Origin of the sequence: Parafrankia sp. Ea1.12 (assembly GCF_900465275.1) — a bacterium.
Classification (GTDB): domain Bacteria; phylum Actinomycetota; class Actinomycetes; order Frankiales; family Frankiaceae; genus Parafrankia; species Parafrankia soli.
The window spans coordinates 58,399-85,270 of the sequence record NZ_UBIZ01000322.1 but is presented as its reverse complement, the minus strand read 5'-3'; the positions used below and the strand labels follow the sequence as shown (position 1 = coordinate 85,270).

The following is a 26,872-nucleotide window of genomic DNA, read 5'->3' as shown; positions in this document are numbered from 1 at the left end:
CCCGAGGACACCGCAGCTGACCGTCCTGCACGTCCCCCGCCGCCCGTACCCCTGCCACCAGTCGGTCTGCCGCCGGTCCATCTGCCACCCATGTGCTCTGGTTGCCTCCGTCGTGGTCACTTTCCGCGCCGTACCGTTCACCCGCAGCCGCCGGTCCGGCGCGGCACTCCCGCCTCGTCGAGCGCACCGGGCCAGCTCAACCCGTGGCGATACGTGCCCGCCGGGGAACAGGCGAACATCGCCGCATCGGCACTCCGACGGATCCGAGACTCCGTGGTCATGAGGACTCTCCCCAGCTCCCTCCAGGACACCCGGCAACCTTCGCCAACCTACAGAGAGAGTTCTACTACACAGAGTCACGACACTCGGGACCTCGGGACGACCGAACAGGCGGGGCGCCCCGCGACAGCCGCAGGTCACCCCCTCACGGGTCTCACAGCGACTCGATGAGGGCGCGGCGCGGCGCGGAACGTGGTGCTGGAACGACCACCCTGACCGGCGAGTCGGTGGCCGCCGCCGGTACGTCGGCCGTCGAGTCGAGTGCCGGGCCGGGTAGCGCTCCAGTCTGCTCACGATCCGCCGGCGCACCGGCGGCACGAGTCGACGCGGCCGGCAGCCATCGGCGCGTGTCGAGGACGGCCGTGGCGTGACGCATCACCAGCTCGCGACAGAACGCGTCGTGGTCGACCAGCACGATCACCAGGTCGGCCGCCGCGATCTGCGCCGCGTCGGCGTCCACCAGTGCGACCCGTCCCGGCGCCTGCGCGGGGTCGACGTGCGGATCGGCCGCGAAGACCCCGGCGCCGAGATCGGCCAGCAGCGCGGCCACTCGCGCGGCCGGCGACTCACGGGAGTCACCGGTGTTCCTCTTGTAGGCCAGTCCGAGCAGAAGGATGCGGCTGCCGCTCACCGAGCGTCCGCGCCGGTTGAGCATGTCGATCACACGACGGACCACATGGTCCGGCATGTGGTCATTGATGTCGTTGGCCAGTTCGACGAACCGGAAGCTGCGGCCGAGCCGTCGCCGCACCCGCCAGGACAGATACGACGGGTCGATGGGCAGGCAATGGCCACCGGCGCCGGGGCCGGGCCGGAACGGCATGAACCCGAACGGTTTGGTGGAGGCGGCGTCGATCGCCTCCCACACATCCACCCCCAATTCGTGCGCGAACATCGCGAGCTCGTTGACCAGGGCGATGTTGACGTGCCGGAAGGTGTTCTCCAGCAGCTTGGTGAGCTCGGCCGTCCTCGTCGAGGCGACCGACACGGTACGGTCCACCAGCGAGTCGTAGAAGGCCCGGACCGCCTCGAGCGAGGCGTCGTTGACACCGGAGACGACCTTCGGCGTGTTCTCCAGCCGCCAGGTCGGGTTTCCCGGGTCGATACGCTCCGGGGAGTAGCCGAGCCGGAAGTCGTCTCCGGCGGTGAGCCCGGATCCCTCCTCCAGCAACGGCCCGAACAGTTCCTCGGTCGTCCCCGGATAGGTGGTCGACTCCAGCACCACCGTCGCCCCCGGTGTCACCAGCGGCGCCAGGCTGCGGGCCGCCTCGACGACGTAGCCCAGATCGGGCGCGCCCTCCCGCAGCGGGGTGGGGACGGTGACGACCGCGACGTCGAACCCCGCGGCCGCCGCGAAGTCGGCCGTCGGCTCATACCGCCCGGAGTCGAGTGCCGCGGCGAGCCGGTCCCGCGAGACGTCCTCGACGTACGACTCGCCGGCGACCAGCCGCTTGACCCGCGCGGCGTCGACGTCGACGCCGACCACCCGCCAGCCGACCTCGACCGCACGCATCGCCACGGGAAGACCTACGTACCCCTGGCCGACCACCACCAGCTTTCCCGAAGAAGTCATGAACCTATTGTCACTCATTAAACACTGTCAGCTACGCAACGCGATTACGGTGTGTCACGCTCCGCGATCGGCTATCGGTGCTGCCAGCAGGAGGTCGGACGCGGCCGCCGCCTGCCCACGCGGGCGGACTCCGCTGCCATGACGAGCCCGGCGTCCGAGGGTCCGCCCGAGCACCGCGGAGATCCGCCGGCCCGCGTGTCCGTCCCACAAATCGGGACAACGCGGCGATGGCGGCCGCTCGAGCACCTCGAACGCGCCCGCGATGATCGCCGCTGGAGAACAGCCCACCACCCGGTTCGTCCCTTCGGCGACCGTGATCGGCCGCTCGGTGCCCTCCCGCAGGGTCAGACACGGAACGCCCAGCACCGTGGACTCCTCCTGGACACCACCAGAATCGGTGAGCACCAGTCGCGCGCCCATCTGAAGCGCGACGCAGTCCAGGTAGCCCGCCGGCCCGAGCGCCCGAACCCCGTCCGGTAGCCGCCCGGCCAGGCGGCTGGCGGTACGCGGGTGAACAGGGAACACCAGCGGACAGCGGCGCGCGATCTCGCCCAGTGCCGTGAGCAGCCCGTCGAGTACCGCCGGGTCGTCGACGTTGCTCGGCCGATGCAGTGTCACCAGGCCGTACTCCCCGGAGGTCAGGCCCAGATCGGCGAGCACAGGGCGGGAGCGGGCCCGCTCCCGGCAGGCGAGCAGCGTGTCGACCATGACATTGCCCACGAGGTGCACCGACTCCGGTCGCGCGCCCTCGGCGAGGAGATGCTCGACGCCCTCGGGGCTGGGGGCGAACAACAGGTCCGACACCCGATCGGTGACGATCCGGTTGATCTCCTCGGGCATCGCCCGGTCACCACTGCGCAGGCCGGCCTCGACGTGCGCGACCGGGATGTTCGCCTTCGCCGCGACGAGCGCGCACGCCAGCGTCGAGTTCACGTCGCCGACGACGATGACGACATCGGGTGACAGGCGCGCCAGCAGCGGCTCGAACGCGGTCATCACGGCCGCGGTCTGCACCGCGTGCGACCCGGATCCCGCCTCCAGGTGGTGGTCGGGCCGCCGGAGCCCCAGATCGGCGAAGAAGACCCCGCTCATCGTCTCGTCGTAATGCTGCCCCGTGTGCACGAAACTGGTTCGGGCGCCATCGGCCGCCAGCGCGTCGAGAACGGGCTTCACCTTGATGAAGTTCGGCCGGGCGCCGGCGATGACGACGGCGTGCAGGCCGGCCGCGGTCACGGTGTCGCCGTCCGATCGCGCGCAACGCCGCCGACCACACCGCCGACCGCGTCGCCGGTCCGGGTCGGAGCGGCCGGCCGGGCGGGCGGCGCGTTTCCCAGCCCCGCCGTCCGCGCCGCCGGTATGCCGACCGCGTCCACCGGGTCGGTGGCCGCCGGCTCCACCGAGTGCGGAAGGCCGGTGCCGAGGCTCGCGGCGGCGGCGAGCGTCGCCCGCGACGATGCGATCAGTTCGGCCGTCACCTCGGTCGCGCCGCCGCGGCACATCCGCAGGAACGCGCCGGCCGCCGCCCGGTGTCCCTTGTCCTGCGCGCCCTTCCATCCCGAATCGCCGTCGACCACCAGCTCCCTGAAGTCGTCGATGCGCAGGTGACGACGACCGGCGAGAGCCTCGATCATCTCCTTCCGGCAGGCCCGGGGACGGGCGGAGCTGTACGCGATGGTCGACAGGCTGCCGTCGAGGTGCCGCAACGTCACGGCCAGGTCCTCGGCCAGCAGCGCCTCACCACCGCGGCCGGGCAGCGCCGTCGCCACCTCGACCCGGCTGCCCGCCAGCGTCGCGCAGGTGTCGACGAAGTGGCAGACCTCGCCCAGCAGACGGCCGCCCTCGCGCCGGTCGCCGTACCAGTGGTCCGGGGGTACCGGGCCGGCCGCGACGCGGTAGACCAGACCCAGCGGGCCATCCCGCTCGGCCAGGCGTCGCCGAGCCTCGACGACCGCCGGGGAGAACCTGCGGTTGAGACCCACCATCAGAACGCCGCCGCCGACGGCTGCCGCCTGCTCAACCATCTCCAGGTCGGCCAGGTCGAGAGCCAGCGGCTTCTCGCACCACACGTGCCGGCCCCGTTCCAGCGCCGCGGCCGCCAGCCGGGCATGCGTCGAATGCGGCGTGGCGATCACCACGACATCGATGTCATCGTCGTCGAGCAACTGGTCGACCCCGGTTGCGGTTCCCTGGAACCCGTGCCGGTCGGCGAAGGCACGAGCCGACCGGCCGCTCGCCGACGCGACCCTGACGAAGTGATCGAAACCGGCGTCCCGGAAGGCCGGCAGCAACACCGAGCCGGAGAAGTTCCCGGCGCCGATCCAACCGACGCGGCTACCGCGGCGCCCACCGGGCGCACCGAACCGACGCGCCGTCCGACTCGCGCGCTGTCCGGCTGGCCGCGCCTCCCCCGGACCGCTCTCGTCGGTCGGTGCGGTCCCCGCCGCCCGCGACGCGACCTCCACCGGCTCGGCGCGGCGCGGGTAGTCGAACCGGATGGCCAGGTAGGGCTCTCGCCGGGTCGATACCAGGTCGTAGGCGGTCGCGGCCTGCTCGAGCGGGAAGGCATGGGTGACCAGATCCGCCACGGACAGCCGGCCGGCGGCGAGCAGGTCGAGCACCGCCTCCTGGTTGCGGCCTTCCGTCCAGCGGACCTGGCCCGCCGGGTAGTCCACTCCCCACTCCTCGTAGCCCCGCTCGTACCGGCCGGGACCATACGACCGCGCGAAGCGAAGGGCGAGCTCCTTCTCGTAGAACGGCGCGCGTGCCAGGCCCAGCGGCACATCCCCGACGACGACGAGCTGCGCCCTGTCGCGGGCGAACTCCGTCGCCCGCATCACCGGGTCGCCGGACCGGCCCGCCGTGCAGATCAGCACCGCGTCCGCCCCTCGCCCCCGGCTCCATTCCCGCACCGCGGCCGTGGTCGCGTCGCCGGACTCGCGCAGCGCACGCACACCGGTCCCGGCGGCGGTGGTCAACGGCAGCTCCGCGAGATCTACTCCCGCCACGTCACATCCGCTGGCCAGCGCGATGCGGGCGGCGAGCTGACCGACGAGGCCAAGCCCGACGACGACCACCTTCGCTCCCGGACCGACCTCCGCCAGACGCAGCCCGTGCAGCGCGATGGCGGCGATGGTCGCGAAGGCCGCGTCAGCCGCGGGGACCCCTTCCGGCACCCGCGCGCACAGCAGGCCGGGCACCGCCTGGAACTCGGCATGGTTCGCCCATCCCGCGCCTCCGGTGGCCACCAGGTCACCGGGCCGGATGGTGTCGACCGCGGAACCGACACGGACGGCCCGGCCGGCGCCGCTGTAACCGAGGGGCATTTCGGCGGCGAGCCGGTCGCGAACCGAGCGGAGCGCCTCCCCGATGCCGTCCGTCCTGGCCTTCTCGGTCACCCGACGGACAAGGTCAGGACGGGCCCTCGCCTTGGCGAGCAGCCCGGACCGGGCAAGAGCCGTGACCGCCCGCTCAGTACCAGCGGAGACGATCGTCGCGGCCGTCTCCACCAGCACCTCCGTCGCCCCGATCGAGGGGATCGGGGTCTCGACGACCCGGACATCCCCACCGCCGGCGACCTGGACCACCTGCTTCACCGGAAAACCCGGCCCATCGCGGGCGCGTGCCGCACCGAAGATCCGTGGCTCCGCGCCAGACCCGACACTCGCACTCGTATCATGCAACCAACTGTAGTTGATCCATTACATTCAGCTGCGGATTTCCGTCCCGCTCTCGCCCGCGTCGCACCGGAGCCACCCGTACAGAGGCGACGGAATGACCAGGTTGGAGCAACAACATGAGCGGAGCGGCGCAAGGAGCGTGACCAGCGCGGCGATACAGGTCACGCGCGTGACGACGCGCCAGAAGCTGGACACACCTCAGCCACGACGAAGGCTGGGGAATCGCAGGTGACCTCTTGCAGAAGAGACATCACTACATCTCACCGCCGTCGCACAGGACGAGTAGGGAGAATCCACCGAGAACGCGGGCGGTCAGGTGTGGCGACAGCCGGAAGGCGGCCTTCCGGGGTATCCGCGCCACTGCGCGTCTCCTACCCGGTCGGTCGAGCTCAAGCGCACCAGGAGTATATCTCTCGTCGAGGACCCGGTAGCCAGCGTCATCCAGCGTCGCGAGCGCCGTCTCCCGGCAGAAGTAATGAAGGTGGCCAACGTGACGCCGGGCATGCAGTATCGGTTCGACGCGGAGCAGAGCCTGAGCCGACAGATCGAGCGGGATATGGAAAACAAATCTGTCCGCACGCCCGCGGAACGACCTCAGGAAACCGAGGTAGTCCTCAATGTGCTCGAACAGGTCGACCATCAGGACGAGGTCGAAATGCTCGACCTGGTCCAGCTTCTCGGTGTTAACGAATTCGATCTCCCTGGGCGACAGTCCGCGAGCAGTGTCGAGAACCTCGTCAGAGGTGTCCGTGCCGACCAGGCGCTCGGCGGCGGGAAACTGGACCGCCAACTCGGCGAGCACCCTTCCGGTGCCACATCCGACATCGCAGACCGACTTCGGATCGATTCCGTTCCGGCGCAGGAGATGTCCGATCTGGAGCGCCTTCCATGCCCCGTCCCCGTCATGCCAGTCCGGATTTCTCGCCCGGTACGTTCCATTTCTGTAGATGTTGTGGTCAACACTCACGGGGCATCTCCTCCAACCGGTCCAGAGACTCGGGACGCTGCCCGCGGAAGAGGTTCGTTCCAGGTGCAGCCATATGAACGTGCTCCAGTGTCCCGACGACGGCCTTGTCGATCAGATCCGCCTGGCGCCGTGGATTATAGGAGGCGAACAGCCTCTTCCTCAGATCCTCGACACACCCGTCCCGCCGTGGGTTGTCGATCCAGTAGAGGACCGACTCCGCCATGGCCGGGATATCACCCACAGGAAAGATGCGGGCAGAAACCATGTCCTCCAGGATCTCGAACTCCGGAGTATGATGTTCAATTCCAGAGCACGTTACGACCGGAACGCCGTACGCCAGGCTCTGCAACGCCGACAGTCCGATCTTCCGGGGCGCCAGCGTGACGACGGCACGCCGATGGGCCGCGGCGATGACACCTTCGTCGTAGCAAGCGCCGTAGAAGACCACCTGAACTTCGGGATAGGACTTTGCGATGCTCTGGAGCCGCGGAAGGTCCGGACCGTCTCCGATCACCAGGTAGTTCACCCCACGTCCTGAACCCTGTAGCAGCGCCAGCGCGGCGATTGCCTCGTCGACCGCGCGCTCCCGGGTGATCCTGAAGCAGGACAGGACCAGCGGCAGCTCCGGGTTCGCAAACAGATCTGACACGAACCGTGAACTCGACTCGTCGTCGGTGTCTGCGGCGGCGGCCAACTGCCTGTCCAGATCAAGGCTGTTGTAGATCACATGAAGCCGGTGGGGATCTAGACCGTGTTCCATCGCCAGTCTGCGGCCGTGCTCACCGTAAAGCAGCAGTCCTGCCGCCAGACGGTAGAACGCCAGGCGTACGTGCAGTCGTGCACCGGACTCTCGCCGCCGCCAACCATGGGTCCAGAGCAGGACCGGGGGACCTCCCAGCCGGGACAATGCGGCGATGAGCCAGGTGGACAGATAAGTCCAGTCCCCGGTCATGACCAGCAGGTCGAAGTCATGCTCGGTTCCCCTCCGAGCCGCTCGCACCCGACGTAGCGCATCGGCAACGAGACCGTGTTGCCAGTGCACCGGACCAAACGAGCGCGTGCGGATCCGGTGGCCCCGCTCAAGCACGATGGAGGTGTATCCGGGGATCGGGATCCTGGTGTCGCCGAACAGATGGTATGTGGGCCCCGTCCTGGCCAGCAGCTCGCGATACAGCGCCGCACGGTAGTTCGGAAGGTACGAAGCGATGACCGCGACCTTCGGGTGGCGTTCGGACTGCCCCGGGGGATCGTCTGCGCTCACAGGACGCCGACCTTTCGGTAGAATTCGTCTACGCGTGCCAGCGTTGCCCTCCGCTCGGCCCGTTCGGCAACAAGATCTCGGTTGATACTCCTGGCATGTTCTCGTATTTTCTCTCCGGTCAGCGCCTCGACCACCAGCGCGCCGAGTTCCCTCGGGTCCGCAGGGTCGAAAAGCAGCCCGTTCACCCCGTGATCAATCCACTCACGAACCGGAGCTATGTTTGAGGCCACCGGGAAACAACCGGTTGCCATGCACTCCAGCAGTGTGTTTGGAGTTCCGTCGTGAAAGCTGGGCGACACGGCGAGATCCGCCGCAGCGAACAGTCCGGCCATCTGGCCCGGGGACTGCCGAGGGAGAAGCCTGCAGAACTCACCGATCTTCAGCTCGTCCACCAGCGTGGTGATCCGCCTGTCGCCCGATGAGTCGACCAGAACGGTCACCGTTCCTGGAACTCTGCGAACGATCTCGGGAACTGCTCGGCACAGTGTGTCCACCCGAAGCCAGCCCCGCTGACCACGAGGACTTAGCACGACGGGCGTGTCGTCGGCGATGCCGAGGCGGGACCGGGTCTCACCCCGCAGCCGGTCCACGTCGGAATCGGAGGGAAGTTCCAGGCCTCCATTGCCTGGAAAGATTCCGGTGGGTCGGCCTGGTTCGAGTCCCCAGGTGCCTGCGAGTTCGACGTCACGCTGGCAGTCGGCGATCAGAGCATGAGACATTCCGACGGCTCTTCGGGTCAGTCCGCCAAGCAGTCGGTTTCCCGCCGCGTGCAAGGTGAAGTCGGTTCCCCAGGCAGACAGCACGAGTGGGCTGGTCGGACGGAGGTAGCTGGCGTACATTCCTTCGAATGGTATGCGCAATGCGTGCACCACATCAGGAGCGAACTCCTCGATCAGGTGACGACCCTTGCGGGCCTGGATCGGCAGATCGAACGGGCCCACATGGGCCCGGAGATATTCGACCATGGGGTTCGATCTACGCAGCCTGGATGCACCGGTGCTCGCGCGAGGTGACCCGGAGGCCCGAGTCAACCAGCTGAGGCCGATTGGAACGCATTCGACGCGGAAGCCCGCTTCCGGCTCGGAACCAACCGGATGAGAGGATACAATCAGGCACTCGTGGCCAAGGCCCGCTACCCCGCCGATCCAGGAGCGTGCGGTTACGCTCCTGAAGTCCGCGATGAAGGCAATGCGCATGGTCGAGCCTTCCTCCGTTCACTGGTAACGCATCGTTAACTATGGATGTCGCGCACTCAGTGAGACTGCGTTCGGCCGGAGACCGTTCAAGGGCAGCGCCTCCCTGACGCACCAGGTTCTCGCATTCCGTGAGCACTCACGCGCACGATACGTGACCGCACCCGCCTTCCGGCGCCAGTGGTCGCCTCGGCGTGTTGGGTCCAGTCCGGGCGGCTCCCGAATGAAGGGAGCAGAGACCACCTGCGCCGCCGCTACTCCAGCCAGGATTTCGCGACCAATTGAGATATTTTGTCGGCGGCCGGGGTGGCCGGGGCGGAATTCCGGGTGCAGCGGTCCCGAGCGGGCGGGCGCCTGCACGGGTGAAGCCGCATGTCCGCCCGGATTCGCCGAACCGTTCGAGGTTCCGACCACGGTGCAGGGTTTCAATCCAGCTCCTGTGCGCTCGCCGTAAGATTCCGCACCACGGCGAATCGGATTCCAACCGCCAGGACGACAAGGGTCACGACAGCAGTCGCCACACTGACTGCACCGGCGCCAACGGCCCCATGGTCCCGCATTACCGTGGGCGCGAGGAGAAGTACACTGCCGATCGTGGCTACTCGGGCGGCGACGCCCGGCCAGACAATAAGCAGGCCACGAAGCAGCCGGATCTCGATGTCGACCAACGAGAACAAGGTACCGCCGACGATGACAAGTATCACGGTCTTTCCAACGTCGACATATCTCGGCCCCAGAAGGAGCGGAAACAGCACCGGCATCAGGAGACAGATCGGAAGCGCCATGACGAACGATGCGACAATACTCAGGCGCAGCTGACGGGAAAAGCTGCTCGCCTTCGCTTCCTGGGCATCAACAGAGCTCACTCGGACGAGGCCGACGGTACTTACCGCATTGCCCAGGCTCTTCATGGCCACCGACATCGGGAGTACCGCGCCGTAGGTGGCCAGACCCGAGGAAGAAAGGAACGCGGTTGCCATGACCTGATCGAGGCGTCCGGAGAACACGTTCAACAGCGCCGTGGTGTGAAAGCGCAGGCCACGGACCGTGATGCTTCGGATCATGCCGCGGTCAGCGCGCCGGACAGGATGGAGGAAGTTTCGACGGAAATAGAACCTTTGCGCCAGGACCGTCGTGTTCCCCACGAACCGTGCCGCCAGAAAGAAAGCGACACTGCACCATTCCGGCCGCAGCACCAGGGGCAGCATGAGAGCGAGCGGAATGACATTTGTCCATATCAGTTGCCGATTATAGTCCCCGAAGCACTCTAGTCGCTGCTCGAGGCTCATTATCCAGGAGGAGAGGAAGGAGACGACGACCGACAGGCTCAGGATCGTGACGGTTATTCTGTCTCCGTCCGGCAGGATCGTTGCCACGATCCAGGTGACGGCGCCCGCGACGAGGGCCAGCACGGCCACTGGTATCACACCGGAGCTGTAGATATTGACCACATCCTCGTGGTCGAAACCCCGGGTGGTGACAAGCGCGTCGGAAATACCGCAGGAGAACAGGGAGGGGATGACACTGCTGTAAATTACGAGCTCGGTCAACAAGGCGAACTCGTCCGGCGCCAGAAGACGGGCGACGATCGTCGTCAGGGCAAGCCCCAGAACCTGAGTGACCAGCGTGGCGGAGTATATCCGAGCAACCGGCGAGCGCCGCACCCTGTCCGCTCTGGTGACGGCGGGTGCCAGCGCAAGGGAAATTTCCGCGCGAGTCATCGCTATGGCTTCGTCGCCTCTACAATGAGACTGTCCTTCCGATGCTCGATCAGCGTCAGATCCGGAAATTCACCTGTCTGGAATTGCCGACGCTGCACGTCAATGAATCCTGCTGAAGTCAACAGCTCCCGGAGCAGACTCTCCGTCGGCTGCCACCGGTGCATTGATGACCCCGCTCTCCGCCGCAGCCACTGCAGGAAGCCGGGCGGACTGTCGGGGTGTGAATGCAGGCGCTCGTTGAAGATGCGCCCGTTGGCACCCGAGAACGGCGCGGACAGAAGCTGCTCCGCGAACGCCTGGGCGTCAGGAAGCGCCAGCCGGATCGTGCCGCCGGAGCGCAGTACACGGAAGCATTCCGCCAGCACGGCTTCGGCCTCCGTGAGATACAGATGCTCAAGTGCGTGCGAGGAATATATGGCGTCCACCTCGGCCGGTTCGTACGGTAGGGGGCGCCGTATGTCGCGACGGACGACCTCCCGCGGCCACGCGTTCAGATGGGACGATTCGATGATTCCGGCGCGAAACAGCAGCTTTCTGGCGCCACCCAGACGCTCGAGAAGGATCGTCGGGGATCGGTCGATACTGGTCCAACCCGGCACGATCTTGGGGCCGGATCCCAAGTTGAGACGGACAGGCCACACGGTTCCCACAGTCACGAGGTCTCCCAGAGATCACCGTCGACTCAGCCGCCGACGAAGCCCGAAGGGCGCGAGTTCTTCGGTCGTCCTCGCCGCCCGGTCGAACGGCCCGCCCACCACTCAGCCTGTGAACGAGCGCTTCACACCAGTGTCTGTGAGCGCAGTCGGTTTACGGAACAAGGAAAGGTGCGTGTCGGATCGACGCCCGGACCATCCCCTCGACCGCTACCTCTTCCGCCAGCTTCGGTGGACAGACCGCGGTCATCACGGCACTTCACGACAAATGGACGTGGCCTGCGGCGACGCCGAGATTCCGGCACTCGCGTAGGAACCAGCACGCGAGATGTGCGGGCCGGTGGCGCCGGCGCCTCCGAAGGCGGTCGCGGCTGTCCCGGATGCGGTGCCAGCAGAGTGGCTACCGCTCGAGCGACACGCCGTGATGCGCTGACAACGCCACACAGGAGCAGGACACTCCGATACTGTTCAGCTACAGAACGCGACCGATCTATCGGTTTCTTAGGACTCCCGTGTGCGCGCACTCGACCGAATCAGCCTCAACCCATCACCTTCAGCAGATCGTCTCTGGCCGTAATCCCGAGAGGGCCGACATGACCGCATCCGCCCCCGATCTGTTCCCAGTGCCCGACCAGGTTCGTCGCGGCAGCGACCTGGCGAAGATCCGGCGGTGAGAGACCTCGTCACCAGCGGGAGTGGCTTCCTGGGCGGCCGGGTCGCGGCGAGGGAGCTGGCGATGGGGCATGGCCTGACTGGCCTGGCGAGGAGCGGGAGCACCACGGCGGCGATCGACGACGTCCCCCCCGCCTCGACCGGCGGCCTCGTGATGAACAGCGTGTCGCTCGGCCTCGGCTACGCGGACGGTATCGCCGCCGCGGCCCACCGGTTCAGGTCCCGGCGCGGGGTGGCCGAACGTGATCCCGTCCACACTCCCAGGCCGGTCGCGGACGAGATCGTGCAGGCGGCCACGGCATCGTGCTGACAACGCCGCCGGTAGATCTGACAGATCGCGGACGCCGAGGGTATGAACACCGCCGCCCGCCCCAGGATGCCGACTGCCGCGGCCGCGGTCACGCGGCCGGCCGCGGCGGTCATCCGGGCCAAAGTGCGGCGCAATGAGTAACTACGCCCTGGATCTGGAAGTCGGCTACCCCAAGCGGATCTGGCCGACCTCAGCGACGGCCGCCGTGGATGCGCCAGCCGGGCGAATGCCGAGGAGCCTGATCTCGACGACCGGGTTGCTTGGTTTTTTCACCCCGCTGTACATCCTTCCGGGGGTGTCCCCGCACTACCTCGATGCCGCCCGAACCGTCCTGCTCCTCGCCGTACTGGCGCGGCTGTTCCTCGTCCAGGGTTTGGCGATCAGATCTCCCCACATCGGTTGGATGCTGCTCGCACTCGCGTATCTCCTGTCCGGGACGGCCAACTGGGATCGATCAACCGCATCCTTCGCCGCTCTCACCGTGCTCGCGGCGACCGCCGGCGAGACGATGGCCAACAATGGGGAGACATTCCGTTTTTTTGGTGGGTACAGGCTAGCCGCCGTGCTGAGCGCGGCGGCGACGGTCGCCGAAGCCGCCGGACACGCTGTCGTGACGACGCCGGTTGTGCAGTGGCAGGGCGTCAGCGGCCTGTCTACTCGGTCGACGTCGCTGGCCTTCGAGCTCGCCATCGCGATCCTCATCTGGTTCTGGCAGGGGCCACGTGGCCCGCGGCTGCTGCTCTGGCCGGCTGAGGGACTGTTGCTGATCGGAGCGCTTGTCATGTGCGGAGGCCGGGGTGGCCTCGTGGCGCTCTGCCTCAGCATCGCCGTGTATCCGCTCATCGCGGGCGCCTGGCGTCAGGTTCTCGTGACCACGCTGATCCTGTCCGGGGTCGGCACGGCGATCTTGGTGTCCGGACGGACTCCGCTCACGCTGACCCGCCTCATGGGCCAGCCAGAACGAACCGACGTCGCCCACGACTCGTATTCCTCGGGGCGGACGGGCCTGGCGATGGCCGCGCTCGACGCCGTCCCTGACGCGATGCCGTTCGGCGACGGCTTTGCCACGCGGGTCGCACCCAGCAATGGGGAATTCCCACGGGCGCCGCACAACGCGCTGCTCGCCGTGACCCTGGATGCAGGGGTGCTGGGATGCGTCGCAGCGGTGATCCTGCTCGTCGCGGGCGCACGCGGCGCGCTCCCCCGGCGCCGACGTCACGCCCCGACCGGCTTCGTCATTCGAACGATCCTGGTGACATTACTGGTGCGCTCGATGCTGGAGGGCCAGGGCGTGCTGACGGGCGGCGCCGGAGTCCTGGTCTTCAGCCTGCTGCGGCGACACACATTCTTGATGGCGGGCCTCGCGGATCGTGATACGTCGCGGCGGCGCCACCACCGTGGCAGGGCGAGAACATCATGGCCAGACCGCCGACCGTTGACTGGATGGGGTGGAGAAACGCGATGAGGCCGATGACAACGACCGCGAAACTCCTCGACGCGCGCCGGTGGCGAATCCGAGTGCTGTCCAGGGCGTTCCCGCTACTCTGGCGACCGGACCCCGGGGCCGGCTCGCTCCAGATGGTCCGGCTCGGTTCCACCTACGGCGGCTGGTGGGTACCCGACGGAGTGCTCGACGTCGACTCGGCATGTTACTGCGCGGGGGTCGGGACCGACATCAGTTTCGACCTGGCGCTGATCACTCGATACGGCGCTCGGGTGTGGGGGCTCGACCCTACGCCGGAGTCGGTGCGGTGGACCGCCGAGCAGGACCTCGACCCACGGTTCACGCACCTGCCGGTGGGCGTGGCCGGCAGTTCCGGTCACCTGCGCTTCTACGCGCCGAGCGATCCGCACCACGTCTCACATTCGATCAAGAACCTACAGCGGACCTGCGACTACTTCACAGCGGAATGCGCCACTATCCGAACAATCATGGATCGAGTCGGCCACGACCACCTCGACCTGCTCAAGCTGGATGTCGAGGGGGCGGAGCACGAGACCATCAGGACACTCCTGCGTGACGGCATCCGGCCGCGTGTTCTGTGTGTCGAGTTCGACCAGCCCGACCCTGTGCTCTCGACAGACAGAACGGTTCGCGCGCTGCGCTCCGCCGACTACCGGCTGGCCAAGGTCGACGCCTTCAACATGACCTTCGTTCAGGCCAGCTGTGTTCCCTCCGCTGCCGCCCGCTCGGCATCCGCCAGCACCTGATCTCCGTGAATCGGTCCTGGCCCGCCGCGCCAGCCAGACACCCACGCTCGATTCATGCAACCGACAGTAGTTGATGCACTACATTCAGACGCGCACGGCGGATCTACCGAGCCGCTGGAGAGCCAGACCCACCTGTGAGCGACCTGTCTTCGCCGGCGTCACGCGCCGGCCGGGTCGTCTCACGGGCCAAGCCCCGAGGGAGCGACATGGTCGGAGCGGGAGCGGCGGCGTTGCTGGTAACCCTCGCGGCCACACCGGCCGTGCTCGTCGCCATGCGACGTCTGGCCGCCATTGACGACGTCAACGAACGTTCCTCACATCAGGTGCCGACGCCGCGCGGTGGCGGGGTCGCGGTCGCTCTCGGCCTGTTCGCCGGCGTCCTGGTCCTCGTGGTCACCAGCGGCCGAGCCAACGCACCCGACCTGCTCCCGATGACCGTCGGGGTGACTCTGTTCGGCCTCATCGGCCTCGCCGAGGACATCGGCGGCGACGTGGGTGGCATCACCCCCCTGCGCCGGCTGGCGTTGCAGGTGCTCGCCAGCCTTGCGGTCTCCACCGTGCTCCTGATCAGCGTGACCCTCGACGCCGACCCACCGGCACCGCTCCTGCTGGTCGCGGCGCTGGTCGGCCCGCTGTGGGTGACGGGTTTCGTCAATGCCTTCAACTTCATGGACGGGATCAACGGCATTTCGGCCGCACAGGCCGCGATCGCCGGCCTGGCCTTCAGCGTCGTCGGCCGTATGCACGACATGCCCTCTTTGGTCGCGGGCGGGGCGGTCATCACCGGCGCCGCGATCGGGTTCGGTCCTTTCAACTTCCCCCGGGCGCGCATTTTTCTCGGCGACGTCGGCAGCTACACCCTGGGGGCCTGCCTTGCCGTACTCGCGCTGCAGGGCGTCGTATCGGGCCTCCCTCCGGACGCGGCGGTGGCGCCGCTGCTGCTCTACCTGACCGATACCGGCATCACCCTCATCCGCCGGGTCCGGCGAGGGGAGCGCTGGTATCTCCCCCATCGGACTCACATTTACCAGCAGCTCACCGATGTCGGATGGACGCACACCCGGGTTACGGTGACGGTCGCCTGCCTCGTCACGGTGATGTCGGGCCTCGGGCTCCTCGCCGCACGGGGCGGCACAGGTGTCCGCGTCGCGGCCGACCTCGCGCTGCTGGCGCTGATCGTGGGTTACTCGAACGCGCCTCGAATCGTCGGGTTCACCCGCTCGCGCGCCCGCATCGGACGGGCGGCGGATCCAGTGCTCGCCAAGACCACGTCTATCACGCTCGCCCATACCACACCGGTAGACATCACACCGCCGGAGAACGGTACGGGCGGACTCGTTCTGCCACATCAGCGGCAGACGGACGATCCTCGGCTCAGCACCGATTCCACCGAGCCCGCCCAGAGCGCCCGACCGACCTGAAAACCAGATTCCGGATCTTATCGCCGGCGGAAACGCCGCACCAGATCACCAAGGGGCGACACGCAAGCGGCCTCTCCGATTCACGGTCACGGCAGGAATACGATCAGAATTGCTACGGAGCGATTTCGCCCAGGCCGTCGGAACGGTGAGAGGTTGACGTAGTGCCACGTGACTCCTTCAGAATTCCGCGCCGCATCATCGTGCCGTCCCGGGCCGCACCCGTCGATTCTCCGACCGTACGCGGCGGCCCCGGCCACGCACAGACGGGTGGGCCCGCACGCGGCCGGGCGCCGCGGGTGCTGCTCGTGACCCACTACTTCCCACCCGAGACCGGTGCGCCGCAGGCCCGGCTCTCCGAGACCGCACGCGCGTGGACGGCCGACGGACTGGACGTCACGGTCCTCACCGGCATTCCGAACCATCCCACCGGCATAGTGCCGGAGGCGTACCGGCGGGTCGTGCGCAGGCTGGAGCAGGGCGACGGCTACCGGATCGTGCGGACCTGGCTGTACGCGACCCCGAACGAAGGGGTGGTCCGCAAGACGCTCGGCCATCTTTCCTTCATGGCCAGCTCGGTGGTGTTCGGCGCACGCGCGGCCGGACCGGCGGACGTGGTGGTGGTCTCGTCCCCCACCTTCTTCTCCCTCGGATCTGCCTGGATCCTGGCCCGGCTCCGACGGGCACGGCTCGTCGTCGAGGTCCGTGACCTGTGGCCGGCCATCTTCGTCCAGCTCGGTGTCATCACCAGCCCACGGATCATCGCAGCGCTGGAGCGGCTGGAACTGGCTGCCTACCACGCCGCGGACGCCGTGGTCACGGTCACCGAGGGTTTCCGTGCGGACATCACGCGGCGCGGCATCCCGGCCGCCAAGGTGCACACGATCCCGAACGGAGTGGACCTGGCCCGCTTTCGGCCGGGGGTGGCCGCGCCCGCCGGCCTGCGCGAGCGGCTGGGTGCCGGGCCTGACGACGTTGTGGTGCTTTACCTGGGTGCGCACGGCATTTCCCAGGGACTTACCACGATCGCGGACGCCGCGGCTGTGGTGGCGGAGCGGGGAGTACCGGTGCGTTTCGCCTTCGTCGGGGAAGGCGCGGACAAACGGCGGCTGGCCGCGCATGTCGCCCAGCTCGGGCTGACCAACACAACGCTGCTGCCCGGGGTGCGCCGCGACGAGGTGCCCGGCCTCCTCGCGGCGGCCGACATCTGCCTGGTTCCGCTGCGCGACGTGCCGCTGTTCGAGACGTTCATCCCGTCGAAGATGTTCGAGATGCTCGCGGCCGGTCGCCCGGTCATCGGGTCGGTCCGCGGCGAGGCAGCCCGCATCCTGATGGATGCGGGCGCGCGGGTGGTGCCGCCGGAGAACGCCATCGCGCTGGCGGACGCGGTCATCGAGATGGCTGGAGACCCAGACCGCCGCGCGGCGATGGGACGCGCCGGGCGTGCGCACGTCGAGGCTCACTTTGATCGGGAGGTGCTGGCACGCCGCTACCGCGACCTGATCCTCAGCCTGCTGCCCGATGCCGGCGGGCGGCCGGGCTCGGTTCCACCCCAGGTCTCCCGCACGCGGGTGGGTCCCCAGATGACACGCCCTTCAACTACGATGCGCAATCGTTGACCACTCAGGGTGATATTTTGGCGGCTCGTCAAGGCACACCTCGCCGAGATCCGTGGTCCAGCACCAGGCTCAGTTCCGTACCCCGCCGCGATCACACCGGCCCGATCCGAAAGACGACATGGCCGCCAGAGACCCCGCACCCCCAAGCAGGACCGGCGACCCGGAACTCATCGGGTACTCGGCCTGGTCGCCCGATCGCATCCTGACAGCGGTTCTCAGGGGTATCTCCCCGACGGACATCCCGGGTGACTTCGTGGTGACAGCCCGCTGCGCTCCGGATCATCCGGCGTCGGGCGCGAAGGCTCAGCCTGCCCCAGGGCAGGACGGTCCGCAAGCCCCGACAGAGATGATCATCACTTCCGCAGTGTCAGCCCATCCTTACTACTACGTGGTCAAGGACGGCCGCCTCCTCCACGGCCAGGACGTGTTCTCCCTGGTCAGACAGGCGGGCCTGCCATGGAGATGGAATCAGCGAGCGGTTCGCCAGCTGACTCTGCTGGGACACCCGACGGGCGAGGACACACTGCATCCGGACGTCAGGCGGGTCCCGAACGCCGCAGTCATCCGCTTCGCGCACGGCCGGATGACCATCAACCGATCGTCGTTCTGGGACACCCTGCCCCAGGAGCCCGCACTGAGCCCGCTGGACGTGAGCGACGTCCTCCACGAGGTCCTGGACGAGCTCACAGGAGACCATCCGCTGATCTCGCTGAGCGGCGGCTTCGACTCCCGCCTGCTGCTGGGACGCGCGATCGCGGTCGGGTCCTCGCCGCAGGCACTGACGATGGGTGCTCCGGACAGCACCGACCAGGTGATCGCGACGCGTATCGCCCGGGATCTCGGGATTCCCCATCACACGATCGAGCTGAACCCGGCGGATTATCTCACCCACGCCGCGCGGATCGTACGGATCACCGGCGGCACCAAGACGGCCGCGAACTGGCACACCTACCTTTACACGGTCGGCGCACGCGCCTACGGAGCGACTCCCCATGTCGTCGGGACCAACGGCGAGCTCGTGCGTACCCCCTACTGCAACCGGGGCGCCCTCGCGCGAACGCTCGGGCGGGGCGGCGACGCGTTCGTCCGAGCGTTCTTCGCGGCGCGTACCGAGTGGCGGCGGAGACGGTTCGCGCGCTATCTCCCGCTGCTGACCGACAGCCCCCGCGACTCGCTGCGACTGGCTGACGAGATCGCGCGCCTCGTCGAGGGCCCCGGCGACGGGCTGGCGCACCTCGATCGGTTCTTCTCCGTGCAGCGGGTCAGGCACTTCCACGGCAACGGGCTGGCTCTTTACCGGACGAACATCCCGACCGTCTCTCCCTTCCTCGACAGCCGCTGGATTCGTGCCGCCGCCCGGATGCCCCGCGTCGAACGCATGGGCTGCAACTTCCACCGCCTCGTCATCGAGCGGAACCTCCCCCGGCTCCTGGAATATCCGACCCCCTTCGAGCCGGTGATGTACCGCCGAGCGCCCGCCGGATACTGGCTGCGCAGGAAGCCGCCCGTCGTCAGCTACAACGCGTTCGCGGGAGTCGTGCAGGACAAGCGGGTGCACGAACGCATCATCGAGGAGTCCTCCCTCGACGCCTTCACCACCAGGCGGCAGCGCGAAGCGATAGTTCGGGATCGGGTTCCTCAGGCGATCGACCTGCTGCTCACGCTGGCGCATGTCGAGCCGGTCGCGCGGGAGACCCGCGTTGGGTCCGGGTGCGCAGACCCGCGGGCAAGGTCCGCGGCAGACGGAGCGCCCGCGGGGGTGTCGCAGGTGGTGACAGCCCGATGAACCTCTTCGTGACCGGCGGGAGCGGATTTCTCGGCCGGCGGGTGGTGGAGCAGGCGGTCAGGGCGGGTCACGAGGTCAGCGCGCTCGCGCGAAGTCCTCGCTCGGCCCACCTGCTTCGGGACCTGGGCGCGACCCCGGTTCCCGGCGACCTGGCCGACCCACGGTCGATCGACCATGCCTTCCGCGCCGCGGCCGGCCGCACGCTGCTCAACATAGCGTCCCTCGGGTTCGGCCATGCGGGGATGCTCGTTGCCGCCGCCAGGGCCGCGGGGCTGCACCGCGCCCTGTTCATCTCCACCACCGGCATCTTCACCACCCTGGATCCCCCCTCCAAGGCGGTGCGCACCGCCGCTGAGAACACCATCCGCACCAGCGATCTGCACTGGACGATCATCCGACCGACCATGATCTACGGCGCTCCGGACGACCGCAACATGGCCCGGCTGCTGACATTGCTGCGCCGCTGCCCGGTGCTGCCGGTACCCGGCGGGGGAGATCAACTCCAGCAACCCGTGCATGTCGACGATCTCGCCGCGCTGATCCTGCGGGCCGCGGACGCCGAGATCGCCGTCGGTCGCTGCTACGACGCCGCGGGACCCGAGAGCCTGACGTTCCGGGAGATCGTCGCGGCGGCCGGCGCCGCCGTCGGTCGCCGGGTGCTCTGCGTCCCGGTACCGGTGTCACCGGTGCGGGCACTCGTCGGGAGCTATGAGAAGCGGGCCGCCCGTCCCCGGCTGAAGGCCGAACAGATCGCCCGCCTCGTCGAGGACAAGGCGTTCGACATCGGTGCGGCCCGCCGGGACCTCGGATTCGCGCCCCGGTCGTTCGTCGAGGGCATCCGCGCCGAGGCAGTGCTCCTGGGAGCGCGCGGACGTCGCCGGGCAGCCCGGCCGGCCGAGACGACCTGGGTGTCGCCGTGACGACCGCGGGGGACGGGGTCCTCGTCGACTGTGCCGGCGCGCGCATGGGCGGAGCGCTGCGCCTCCTGCGGGAACTGGACTCGTATCTGCGGGCACGACCGTCCCACGGGATCCGGGTGATCGGGCGGGACCGGCGACTGACGCCCACGTGGGTCGTGCGCAGGGAGCGTCCGGGGCGGTACGAGCGCGCGGTGGCGCTGAACAACGTGGCCTTCCTCCGCACCGGCCGTGAACGCCGGGTCCTCCTTCGCAATGTGCTGCACTTCCTGGCCCCCGATGATGTGCGCGGCATCCCGGGGGGCCTTCCGGTTGGCATCCGCGTCGACGCCCGTGTCGTTCGCGCGTGTGCCGCACGCGCCGACGCCATCGTGGTGCCCACCAACCACATGGCAGATCGGGTCCGTACTGCGTGCCCCTCGCTGTCGACACGGCTGGTGGTGCGGCCGCACCCGCTGACCGCACCGCCACCGGTGCCCGCGCACGAACGAACACCCGGTCAGCTGCTGTGCCCCGTGGTGTTCGAACGGTTCAAGGCAATGGGGGACGTGCTACGTACCGCGGACCACGCGGCGGACCTGGTCGAGGCCCACCTCGGCACCGAGGTCACGATCGTCGTCACAGCCTCGGTCAAGGAGGCCGCCGGCGAGGGAATCCTGGACTGCCGGCACCTGCGGTTCGCGGGCAGGCTGTCCCCTGAACGGCTGGAGGCCTTCCAGCGCAGCAGCCAGGCCGTTCTCTACCCGACCCGGATCGAGTCGTTCGGCTATCCACTCGCCGAGGCACGTGTGGCAGGCGTGCCAGTCGTCGCCCGGGACACGGCCCAGAACCGGGAGGTCGCCGGGCCCAGCCTCATCGGATACGAACGCCAGGAGGTCGAGTCGATGGCGGCGGCCCTGCAGGCGGCTCTGAGCGCGAAGCTCGAGCGGGAGGCTGCGAACCCGTTCGACCCGGGCCGGTACTTCGACTGGCTTCTCGGGCGCGCCGACCGATGACTCTCCTGGACCGTGAGCCCGCCGTACCCGGGTGCGTGCCCGCGCCTGCCGGGCCGCGCCCCGAAGGTATCGCTCCAGGATCGGGCGGCACAGGCGTCACCGCCCCGGTCGGGCGCTACCTGCGGACTGTTCGGCACCTGCGCGCCGGCCAGGTGGTGGCCCGCGTCCGGCTCCGCGGCCGGCGGGCCGTCCTCACACGCATCCCCATCGTGGTCACGCCTGCGCGCGAAGAGGTCGGGGGCGGCTGGCCGGCCGCCTTCGTGCCCTTCGACGGCAGGATCCCGCCACCGGAATCCGGCGTGACGGAAGCCGGCGTGACGGAGATCCGCCACGGTCGCCTCTCGCTCCTCGGCCACTCCCGGGTGCTGTTTCCGGCGGAGGCGGGTCCCGAAGCCGCGGACTGGGAGCAGGCCGACGCGCCACTGCTCTGGCGCTACCACCTGCACTACTGGGACTGGGCCTGGAACCTCGCCCGAGCAGGCGACCCGTCCTGGGGCAGCGAGATGTTCACGCGGCTCTACCGCTCCTGGCGGGCCACAGACCGGCCAGGCAGGGGGGTGTCCTGGTCACCGTACGTCGTGTCGCTGCGCGCGTGGACATTGTGTGCCCTCGGGCCGCGCCTCGCGTATGGGACGCCGGTTGGCGACACGATCCGCCATGACCTGGGACTTCACCGCTCGTTCCTGCGTGCGAACCGCGAGACCGACGTAGGCGGCAACCACCTGCTCAAGAACCTCAAAGCACTCCTCGGGCTGGCGGTCGCGGCACGCGACCGCGCCGACGGTCGCCGGTGGCTGGACAGGCTGATGGTCGAGATCGACCGGCAGATCCTCACCGACGGCGGCCACTACGAGAGAGCACCGGCCTACCACTGCCAGGTGCTGGCCGACCTCGACGATGTCATCGGTCTCCTGTCCGCCGCGGACATCCCTGTTCCCGCCGGACTACCTGCGGCGACAGCCTCCATGCGGGCCTGGCTGGCCACGGTGATGGGACCCGACGGAGCCCTGCCGCTACTCAACGACGGGTACCCACCAGGCCCCGGGGTACTCGACGAGCTTCTGCGGGGCTCGACCCCGGCGGGCGACGAGGTCCCTGAGCCCAGGTCTCAGCGAACCCGCTCTCCGGAGTCCGCAGGCCCCCCGGTCGCACGGGAGGAGACCCGACCGGCAGCCGCGGCGGCGGCTCGATCGGCGGCTCGGTCCATCCTGCTGGCCGACACCGGCCTCGTCACGATGACGGCGGGCCCCTGGCATGTGCTCGCGGACGTCGGTGTCGTCTGTCCCGACGACCTGCCGGCGCACGCCCACGCGGACACCCTGTCGTTCCTCCTCTGGCACGGAGACGTTGCCGTGCTGGTGGACACCGGCACATCCACTTACGACCGCGGACCGACCCGGGACGCGGAACGCGGCTCCGCGGCGCACTCGACCGTGACCGTGGACGACACGGACTCAAGCGAGACGTGGGGAGCCTTCCGGGTCGGTCGGCGGGCCCGCCCGCGCCTGTCCGAGGTCGCCTGCACTTCGGCCGGTGTCGACATGACCGCGTCGCATGACGGATTCCGGCATCTCCCCGGTCGGCCCACCCATACCCGGCGATGGACACTGACCCAGTCCGGACTGCGTGTCGACGACAAGGTCACCGGTGCCGGCGTGCACCACGTGCGCGTGTTCCTCCATTTCCCGCCCGGGTTCGAGGTGAGCCGACCGTCGGTCGGCGGATCCCCGGGCATCCTGGACGTCCGCATGCCCACCGTCCCGGCACGGACGTTGCGAGTACGTGCCGCGGGAGACGGAACCTGGTCGCTCGTCACCCGTCACCGCGCAACGGGATGGCAGACAGCCTCGCCGGCGACGACGGCGATCTATCTCGTCACCAGCACGCTTCCCGTTCACGTGCGAACAGAGATCACCGCCGAGCCGCCGGACGCGATCAGAACGGCGCAATCCGGCGACCGGCCGGAAACGCCAGGAGAAAACGATGCCTGACTCCCTGAGCACCGCCGTCGACTCGCGGTCGGCGACCACGCGCGCCGCGACGCACGCCGACGCCCCGCCCGCCGCGCAACCGTCGACACCGCGCCAGCGGAGAGGTCGCACAACCGACCTGGACCGCATGTACGCCCGGTACGCGTCCACCCATGCGGGAACCGGGGGAGCAGAAGCCACACGGCTGCTGTTCGGTCGGGACATCGCCGCGCACCTGCCAGCCGACCGCCGAGCCTCCATTCTGGACCTCGGCTGCGGCCAGGGTCACCTGGTGGCAGAGATGCAACGTCACGGCTACCGCCACGCCCGCGGCGTGGATGTCAGTGCGGAACAGGTCTCGATCGCGCGCCACAACGGCGTCACGGGAGTCGAACAACGCGACATCCGGACAGCACTCGAGACGTCACCGGAGGGGTTCCAAGTAATCACGGCGCTGGACGTACTCGAGCATCTCGTGCGCCAGGAAGTCCTCGACATCCTCGATCTTGCCGCCATCGCGCTGCATCCCGGCGGAACGCTGATCGCTCGAGTGCCGAACGCGGCGAGCCCACTCGGCGGAGGCGTCGTCTTCGGCGATCTCACGCACGAGACCTTCTTCACGCCAGGCAGCTTCCGGCAGGCGCTCGTCACCACCGGCTTCACGAATGTGCAGATCTATCCGTGCCGGCCTGTGGTGCACGGAGCAGCGAGCGCCGCCCGATGGCTGATCTGGCAGGGAGTCAGCGGACTGATCACGCTCGCGCTCGCCGCCGAGGGCGGCTACCGCCACGGACGGATCGTGACGCGCAACATTCTCGCGGTCGCCCACGCGCCACAGTGAAGCCGAGACGCCCGGAAGCTACAGTCGGCACACACTAAACTACTTCCAGTAGTCGAAGCTCGATAGCTCCGCTCCCTGGCCGTCGCAGATGGAACGGACCAACACCAGCATGAGAACGTTCCTTTCCGGCACCATCGGTCCGCCGCATCGGCGGGCGGCCGGCATATGAGTCCGGGCAGACATCACGCGGGCCAGCCGACATACCTTCGCGCGGTCAGGCAGACGGCCGGTACCGGGATCGTCCGCGCCGCGGTGGGCACGATCACCGGACTCTGCGCCGCTCGCTTTCTGGGCAGCGCCGACCGGGGAACATTCGCCGCAGTCGTTGTCTACACGATGTCCACGGCCGCCCTGCTGGAATGTGGCATCACCACATCCGTCTGCTTCTACACCGCGAGGCTGCGAGATCAGGCCGCGGACATCGTGCGAACCGGCGCATGGTTGATCTTCTTCTGCGGCGTCCTCGCGGGTACCGTTGGGTACTTTGCCGCCCCGCTGATCATGCACGGGCATCCGGAGGAGGGCGTCACAGCGCTCCGGCTCGCGTTTGCCGTAGAACCGTTGATTTTTCTCGGTGGAGTGTGGGCGTCATCCCTGCAGGCGACCGACGTACGAGCCTGGAATCTGACGTCCCTGGTGCAGCCGGTCTGCTACGCGATCGCGGTGGCCTTGGTGGCCGTTCTCGGCCAGGCGCACATCCTGGGCATGACGCTCGCGCTGATCAGCTCAATCCTCGTCCAGTGCGTCGCCGGCTGGCTCCTACGCCGGAATCGGATACCCGGAGACGGGCGCTTCAACCGCCGACTGGTGGCCCCGACGATGCGCTATGGACTGGTGAACTGGACCTCCCGGGTTCCCTACCTGTTCAACGCGCGGCTCGACCAGCTGATCCTCACCCTGATGGTGCCGCCGGCCGCGCTGGGGAACTATGCCGTCGCGGTGTCGCTCAGTCTGCTCCCCCAACCCGTCACGGCAGCGTTCGGCACTGTCGCGATGCCCAGGATCGCGGCGGCCCGGGACCGGAAATCCGTCGTAGGCCAGGGCGTTCTGACAACCGCGCTCCTCGGCAGTATGAGCATCGGGGTCGTCGCTTCACTCGCCGTGTGCGGAATCACCTCCCTCCTGGTCGAGACAGTTCTAGGGCCATCCTTCGACAATGTAGCTCCGCTGCTGTTCGCTCTCGCCCCAGGTGCCGCGGTATACGGCACCAACAAGGTGATGGGCGACATTTTGCGGGGTTTCGACCGGTCGAGTTCCGTCGCCCGAGCCGAGGGCATAGCGCTCGTCCTCACCATCAGCCTGAATGTCCTTCTCCCGCCGATAATGGGAGTGATGGGCGCCGCGGTCGCGTCGTCGGTCGCCTATGGGGTTGCGTTCCTACTGCTGCTCCAGACCGTGGTCCGCCAGACGAACGCCAGGCCGGCGGCGCTGGCTGGACGGCTGCGAGCCCGGGTCCGCTCTGCCAACCCGCGGACCGCGCCCATGCGGGCGGATCAAACTCCGAACTGACAAGAAGGATGGAGCAGCGATGCGGGTAGGTATCATCGGTCCTGTCTACCAGGACAGCTTCGCCGAGAACATCGCCATGGGACTGGAGACCCTCGGAGCCTCCGCCCACCACCTTGGACCAGCCCGCTACAGCAGTCGAAGAAAAAACGTACATCGCGGCGTCAACTTGCTCACCCAAGCATTTCCAGCGACGCTCGAATTCACCCAGCGACGACTCGCGAGGAAAGCGGCAGAACTCGAGCTCGACGCAGTGATCAGTGTTCAGGCATGGCTTTTTCCATCCACTGTCACCACGATACGCCGATCCGGGGCGAAGGTCTGCCTCTGGTATCCCGACGCCGTCTCCAACCTACCGACCTCGGTAGCTTCGATACCGTTTGACGCGATCTTCTCAAAAGAGCCCACTCTCGTCGACAAGCTTTCTCGGATGCTGCGCCTCCCGATGCACTATCTCCCCCAGGGGTGCAACCCGGCATGGCACCGTGTAGCGAGCGACGCGGACGACGGTCCCTGTGAGGCCGCGGGCCACATCGTGGTAGCGGGAAACATTTATGGTACGCGGGCCCGGCTTCTCTCACTGCTCCTCGACCATCAGGTCCCCCTGCGGATCTACGGCCAGCCCATACCACGCTGGATCACCGACGGGCGTATCCGCATGGCGCACACCGGGAGATACATCGCCCGCACCGAGAAGGCACGAGTCTTCCGCAGGGCGGCGGGAGTTCTGAACAGCATGCACCCCGCGGAGATTGACGGGGTGAACTCCCGGCTGTTCGAAGCGGCCGGCTGCGGCGCGGCGGTGCTGACCGAGCATCGGCGTGAAGTCCCAAACCTGTTCCGCCCCGACTACGAGGTACTGTCCTTTCACGATTTCGACGAGTTGCTCGCCCATATCAAGATGCTGGCGAACACGCCTGAGGCCGCACACGCTCTGGGTGACGCCGCGACCGCCCGGGCGCATGCCGATCACACCTACGACAAGCGTCTTGCCCGACTCCTTGAGATCCTGATCTGAATGACATCAGCCAGACGGTCAATGCATCCGTCGCCGAGCCGGGCGCCGACAGTCGCTGGATGGCCCGTGGAAAGGTCCGCCGCCACACGCTTCCCCGGATCCTGGTCCTGGCCACTCGGGGCGACAGCTGTCCTCGCGTCGGGAGTGCTGCTTCTGGTCGAGGGCGTGCGCCCGACGACGGTCCCGGACCGGATAACCCTTCGCTGCGTGAGCCTGATGCTTCTTTCCGTCGGCGGCCTGGTCGTGGTCGGGTCACGGCGGAACCGGTCCCTGGGACTCGGCTCG

The 26,872-nt window shown here is 68.2% G+C and carries 20 protein-coding genes; 12 read left to right on the top strand and 8 right to left on the bottom strand.

Annotated elements, in window-relative coordinates; all coding sequences use genetic code 11:
- Window positions 1-433: 433 nt before the first annotated feature.
- The 8 genes from FMEAI12_RS17560 to FMEAI12_RS17525 all read right to left on the bottom strand — a co-directional run bounded on the left by FMEAI12_RS17560 (window position 434) and on the right by FMEAI12_RS17525 (window position 11,321).
- Window positions 434-1,852, bottom strand: a complete 1,419-nt coding sequence (locus FMEAI12_RS17560) for a nucleotide sugar dehydrogenase (RefSeq protein WP_112106874.1) — start codon at window positions 1,850-1,852, stop codon at window positions 434-436.
- A gap of 54 nt (window positions 1,853-1,906) precedes the next feature.
- On the bottom strand, window positions 1,907-3,085 hold the full coding sequence (gene wecB / locus FMEAI12_RS17555; protein WP_112106873.1) for a non-hydrolyzing UDP-N-acetylglucosamine 2-epimerase: 1,179 nt from the start codon (window positions 3,083-3,085) through the stop codon (window positions 1,907-1,909).
- Window positions 3,082-5,445 carry a bi-domain-containing oxidoreductase gene (locus FMEAI12_RS17550; RefSeq protein WP_112106872.1) on the bottom strand — a complete coding sequence of 788 codons (2,364 nt, stop codon included), beginning with the start codon at window positions 5,443-5,445 and terminating at the stop codon, window positions 3,082-3,084. Before FMEAI12_RS17550 ends, wecB begins: the two co-directional genes overlap by 4 nt.
- A gap of 337 nt (window positions 5,446-5,782) precedes the next feature.
- Complete coding sequence (locus FMEAI12_RS17545) at window positions 5,783-6,496, bottom strand: bifunctional 2-polyprenyl-6-hydroxyphenol methylase/3-demethylubiquinol 3-O-methyltransferase UbiG (protein ID WP_112106871.1); 714 nt, start codon at window positions 6,494-6,496, stop codon at window positions 5,783-5,785.
- Window positions 6,486-7,757 carry a glycosyltransferase gene (locus tag FMEAI12_RS17540; RefSeq protein WP_112106870.1) on the bottom strand — a complete coding sequence of 424 codons (1,272 nt, stop codon included), beginning with the start codon at window positions 7,755-7,757 and terminating at the stop codon, window positions 6,486-6,488. Before FMEAI12_RS17540 ends, FMEAI12_RS17545 begins: the two co-directional genes overlap by 11 nt.
- Entirely contained in the window at window positions 7,754-8,953 is a 1,200-nt protein-coding gene (locus FMEAI12_RS17535) for a glycosyltransferase (RefSeq protein WP_112106869.1), read from the bottom strand. The genes FMEAI12_RS17540 and FMEAI12_RS17535 overlap by 4 nt, the downstream gene beginning before the upstream one ends.
- A 422-nt stretch (window positions 8,954-9,375) precedes the next feature.
- Window positions 9,376-10,671 (bottom strand): oligosaccharide flippase family protein, encoded by a 1,296-nt coding sequence (locus FMEAI12_RS17530; RefSeq protein WP_112106868.1) that lies wholly within the window; start codon window positions 10,669-10,671, stop codon window positions 9,376-9,378.
- A gap of 2 nt (window positions 10,672-10,673) precedes the next feature.
- Complete coding sequence (locus FMEAI12_RS17525; RefSeq protein ID WP_160144292.1) at window positions 10,674-11,321, bottom strand: methyltransferase domain-containing protein; 648 nt, start codon at window positions 11,319-11,321, stop codon at window positions 10,674-10,676.
- Window positions 11,322-11,994: 673 nt separating this feature from the next.
- Between FMEAI12_RS17525 and FMEAI12_RS17520 the strand changes: the two genes are divergently transcribed.
- From FMEAI12_RS17520 to FMEAI12_RS17465, 12 genes are all read left to right on the top strand, one after another.
- Window positions 11,995-12,306 carry a hypothetical protein gene (locus FMEAI12_RS17520; protein ID WP_112106866.1) on the top strand — a complete coding sequence of 104 codons (312 nt, stop codon included), beginning with the start codon at window positions 11,995-11,997 and terminating at the stop codon, window positions 12,304-12,306.
- 133 nt (window positions 12,307-12,439) lie between these two features.
- Window positions 12,440-13,771 carry an O-antigen ligase family protein gene (locus tag FMEAI12_RS17515; RefSeq protein ID WP_112106865.1) on the top strand — a complete coding sequence of 444 codons (1,332 nt, stop codon included), beginning with the start codon at window positions 12,440-12,442 and terminating at the stop codon, window positions 13,769-13,771.
- Window positions 13,772-13,776: 5 nt separating this feature from the next.
- The gene (locus FMEAI12_RS17510; RefSeq protein WP_160144291.1) at window positions 13,777-14,517 is read left to right on the top strand and encodes an FkbM family methyltransferase; all 741 of its coding nucleotides are present in this window, start codon (window positions 13,777-13,779) and stop codon (window positions 14,515-14,517) included.
- A 206-nt stretch (window positions 14,518-14,723) separates the two neighbouring features.
- Window positions 14,724-15,938 carry a glycosyltransferase family 4 protein gene (locus FMEAI12_RS17505; protein ID WP_112106863.1) on the top strand — a complete coding sequence of 405 codons (1,215 nt, stop codon included), beginning with the start codon at window positions 14,724-14,726 and terminating at the stop codon, window positions 15,936-15,938.
- A gap of 161 nt (window positions 15,939-16,099) precedes the next feature.
- Window positions 16,100-17,554, top strand: coding sequence for a glycosyltransferase family 4 protein (locus FMEAI12_RS17500; RefSeq protein WP_235014123.1), 1,455 nt, complete (start codon window positions 16,100-16,102; stop codon window positions 17,552-17,554).
- A 364-nt stretch (window positions 17,555-17,918) separates the two neighbouring features.
- The gene (locus FMEAI12_RS17495) at window positions 17,919-19,340 is read left to right on the top strand and encodes an asparagine synthase-related protein (RefSeq protein ID WP_160144290.1); all 1,422 of its coding nucleotides are present in this window, start codon (window positions 17,919-17,921) and stop codon (window positions 19,338-19,340) included.
- Window positions 19,337-20,260 (top strand): NAD(P)H-binding protein, encoded by a 924-nt coding sequence (locus tag FMEAI12_RS17490; protein WP_112106861.1) that lies wholly within the window; start codon window positions 19,337-19,339, stop codon window positions 20,258-20,260. Before FMEAI12_RS17495 ends, FMEAI12_RS17490 begins: the two co-directional genes overlap by 4 nt.
- A complete protein-coding gene (locus FMEAI12_RS17485; protein WP_235014121.1) occupies window positions 20,257-21,252 on the top strand; it encodes a glycosyltransferase in 996 nt (331 codons plus the stop codon). The genes FMEAI12_RS17490 and FMEAI12_RS17485 overlap by 4 nt, the downstream gene beginning before the upstream one ends.
- Window positions 21,249-23,243: a heparinase II/III family protein gene (locus tag FMEAI12_RS17480; protein WP_112106860.1), complete on the top strand. Its 1,995-nt coding sequence runs from the start codon at window positions 21,249-21,251 to the stop codon at window positions 23,241-23,243. Before FMEAI12_RS17485 ends, FMEAI12_RS17480 begins: the two co-directional genes overlap by 4 nt.
- Window positions 23,236-24,063: a bifunctional 2-polyprenyl-6-hydroxyphenol methylase/3-demethylubiquinol 3-O-methyltransferase UbiG gene (locus FMEAI12_RS17475; protein WP_112106859.1), complete on the top strand. Its 828-nt coding sequence runs from the start codon at window positions 23,236-23,238 to the stop codon at window positions 24,061-24,063. The genes FMEAI12_RS17480 and FMEAI12_RS17475 overlap by 8 nt, the downstream gene beginning before the upstream one ends.
- A 165-nt stretch (window positions 24,064-24,228) precedes the next feature.
- Window positions 24,229-25,572 carry an oligosaccharide flippase family protein gene (locus tag FMEAI12_RS17470; RefSeq protein WP_112106858.1) on the top strand — a complete coding sequence of 448 codons (1,344 nt, stop codon included), beginning with the start codon at window positions 24,229-24,231 and terminating at the stop codon, window positions 25,570-25,572.
- 19 nt (window positions 25,573-25,591) lie between these two features.
- The gene (locus tag FMEAI12_RS17465) at window positions 25,592-26,587 is read left to right on the top strand and encodes a glycosyltransferase (RefSeq protein WP_160144289.1); all 996 of its coding nucleotides are present in this window, start codon (window positions 25,592-25,594) and stop codon (window positions 26,585-26,587) included.
- The last annotated feature ends 285 nt before the right edge of the window (window positions 26,588-26,872 follow it).

Excerpts from the sequence above, each read along its gene's own strand:
- FMEAI12_RS17470 (WP_112106858.1), top strand. The coding sequence starts at position 24,229 with ATGAGTCCGGGCAGACATCACGCGGGCCAGCCGACATACCTTCGCGCG.
- FMEAI12_RS17510 (WP_160144291.1), top strand. The coding sequence starts at position 13,777 with ATGACAACGACCGCGAAACTCCTCGACGCGCGCCGGTGGCGAATCCGA.
- FMEAI12_RS17530 (WP_112106868.1), bottom strand. The coding sequence starts at position 10,671 with ATGACTCGCGCGGAAATTTCCCTTGCGCTGGCACCCGCCGTCACCAGA.
- FMEAI12_RS17480 (WP_112106860.1), top strand. The coding sequence starts at position 21,249 with ATGACTCTCCTGGACCGTGAGCCCGCCGTACCCGGGTGCGTGCCCGCG.
- FMEAI12_RS17560 (WP_112106874.1), bottom strand. The coding sequence starts at position 1,852 with ATGACTTCTTCGGGAAAGCTGGTGGTGGTCGGCCAGGGGTACGTAGGT.
- FMEAI12_RS17515 (WP_112106865.1), top strand. The coding sequence starts at position 12,440 with ATGAGTAACTACGCCCTGGATCTGGAAGTCGGCTACCCCAAGCGGATC.
- FMEAI12_RS17490 (WP_112106861.1), top strand. The coding sequence starts at position 19,337 with ATGAACCTCTTCGTGACCGGCGGGAGCGGATTTCTCGGCCGGCGGGTG.
- FMEAI12_RS17535 (WP_112106869.1), bottom strand. The coding sequence starts at position 8,953 with ATGCGCATTGCCTTCATCGCGGACTTCAGGAGCGTAACCGCACGCTCC.
- FMEAI12_RS17505 (WP_112106863.1), top strand. The coding sequence starts at position 14,724 with ATGGTCGGAGCGGGAGCGGCGGCGTTGCTGGTAACCCTCGCGGCCACA.
- FMEAI12_RS17475 (WP_112106859.1), top strand. The coding sequence starts at position 23,236 with ATGCCTGACTCCCTGAGCACCGCCGTCGACTCGCGGTCGGCGACCACG.
- FMEAI12_RS17465 (WP_160144289.1), top strand. The coding sequence starts at position 25,592 with ATGCGGGTAGGTATCATCGGTCCTGTCTACCAGGACAGCTTCGCCGAG.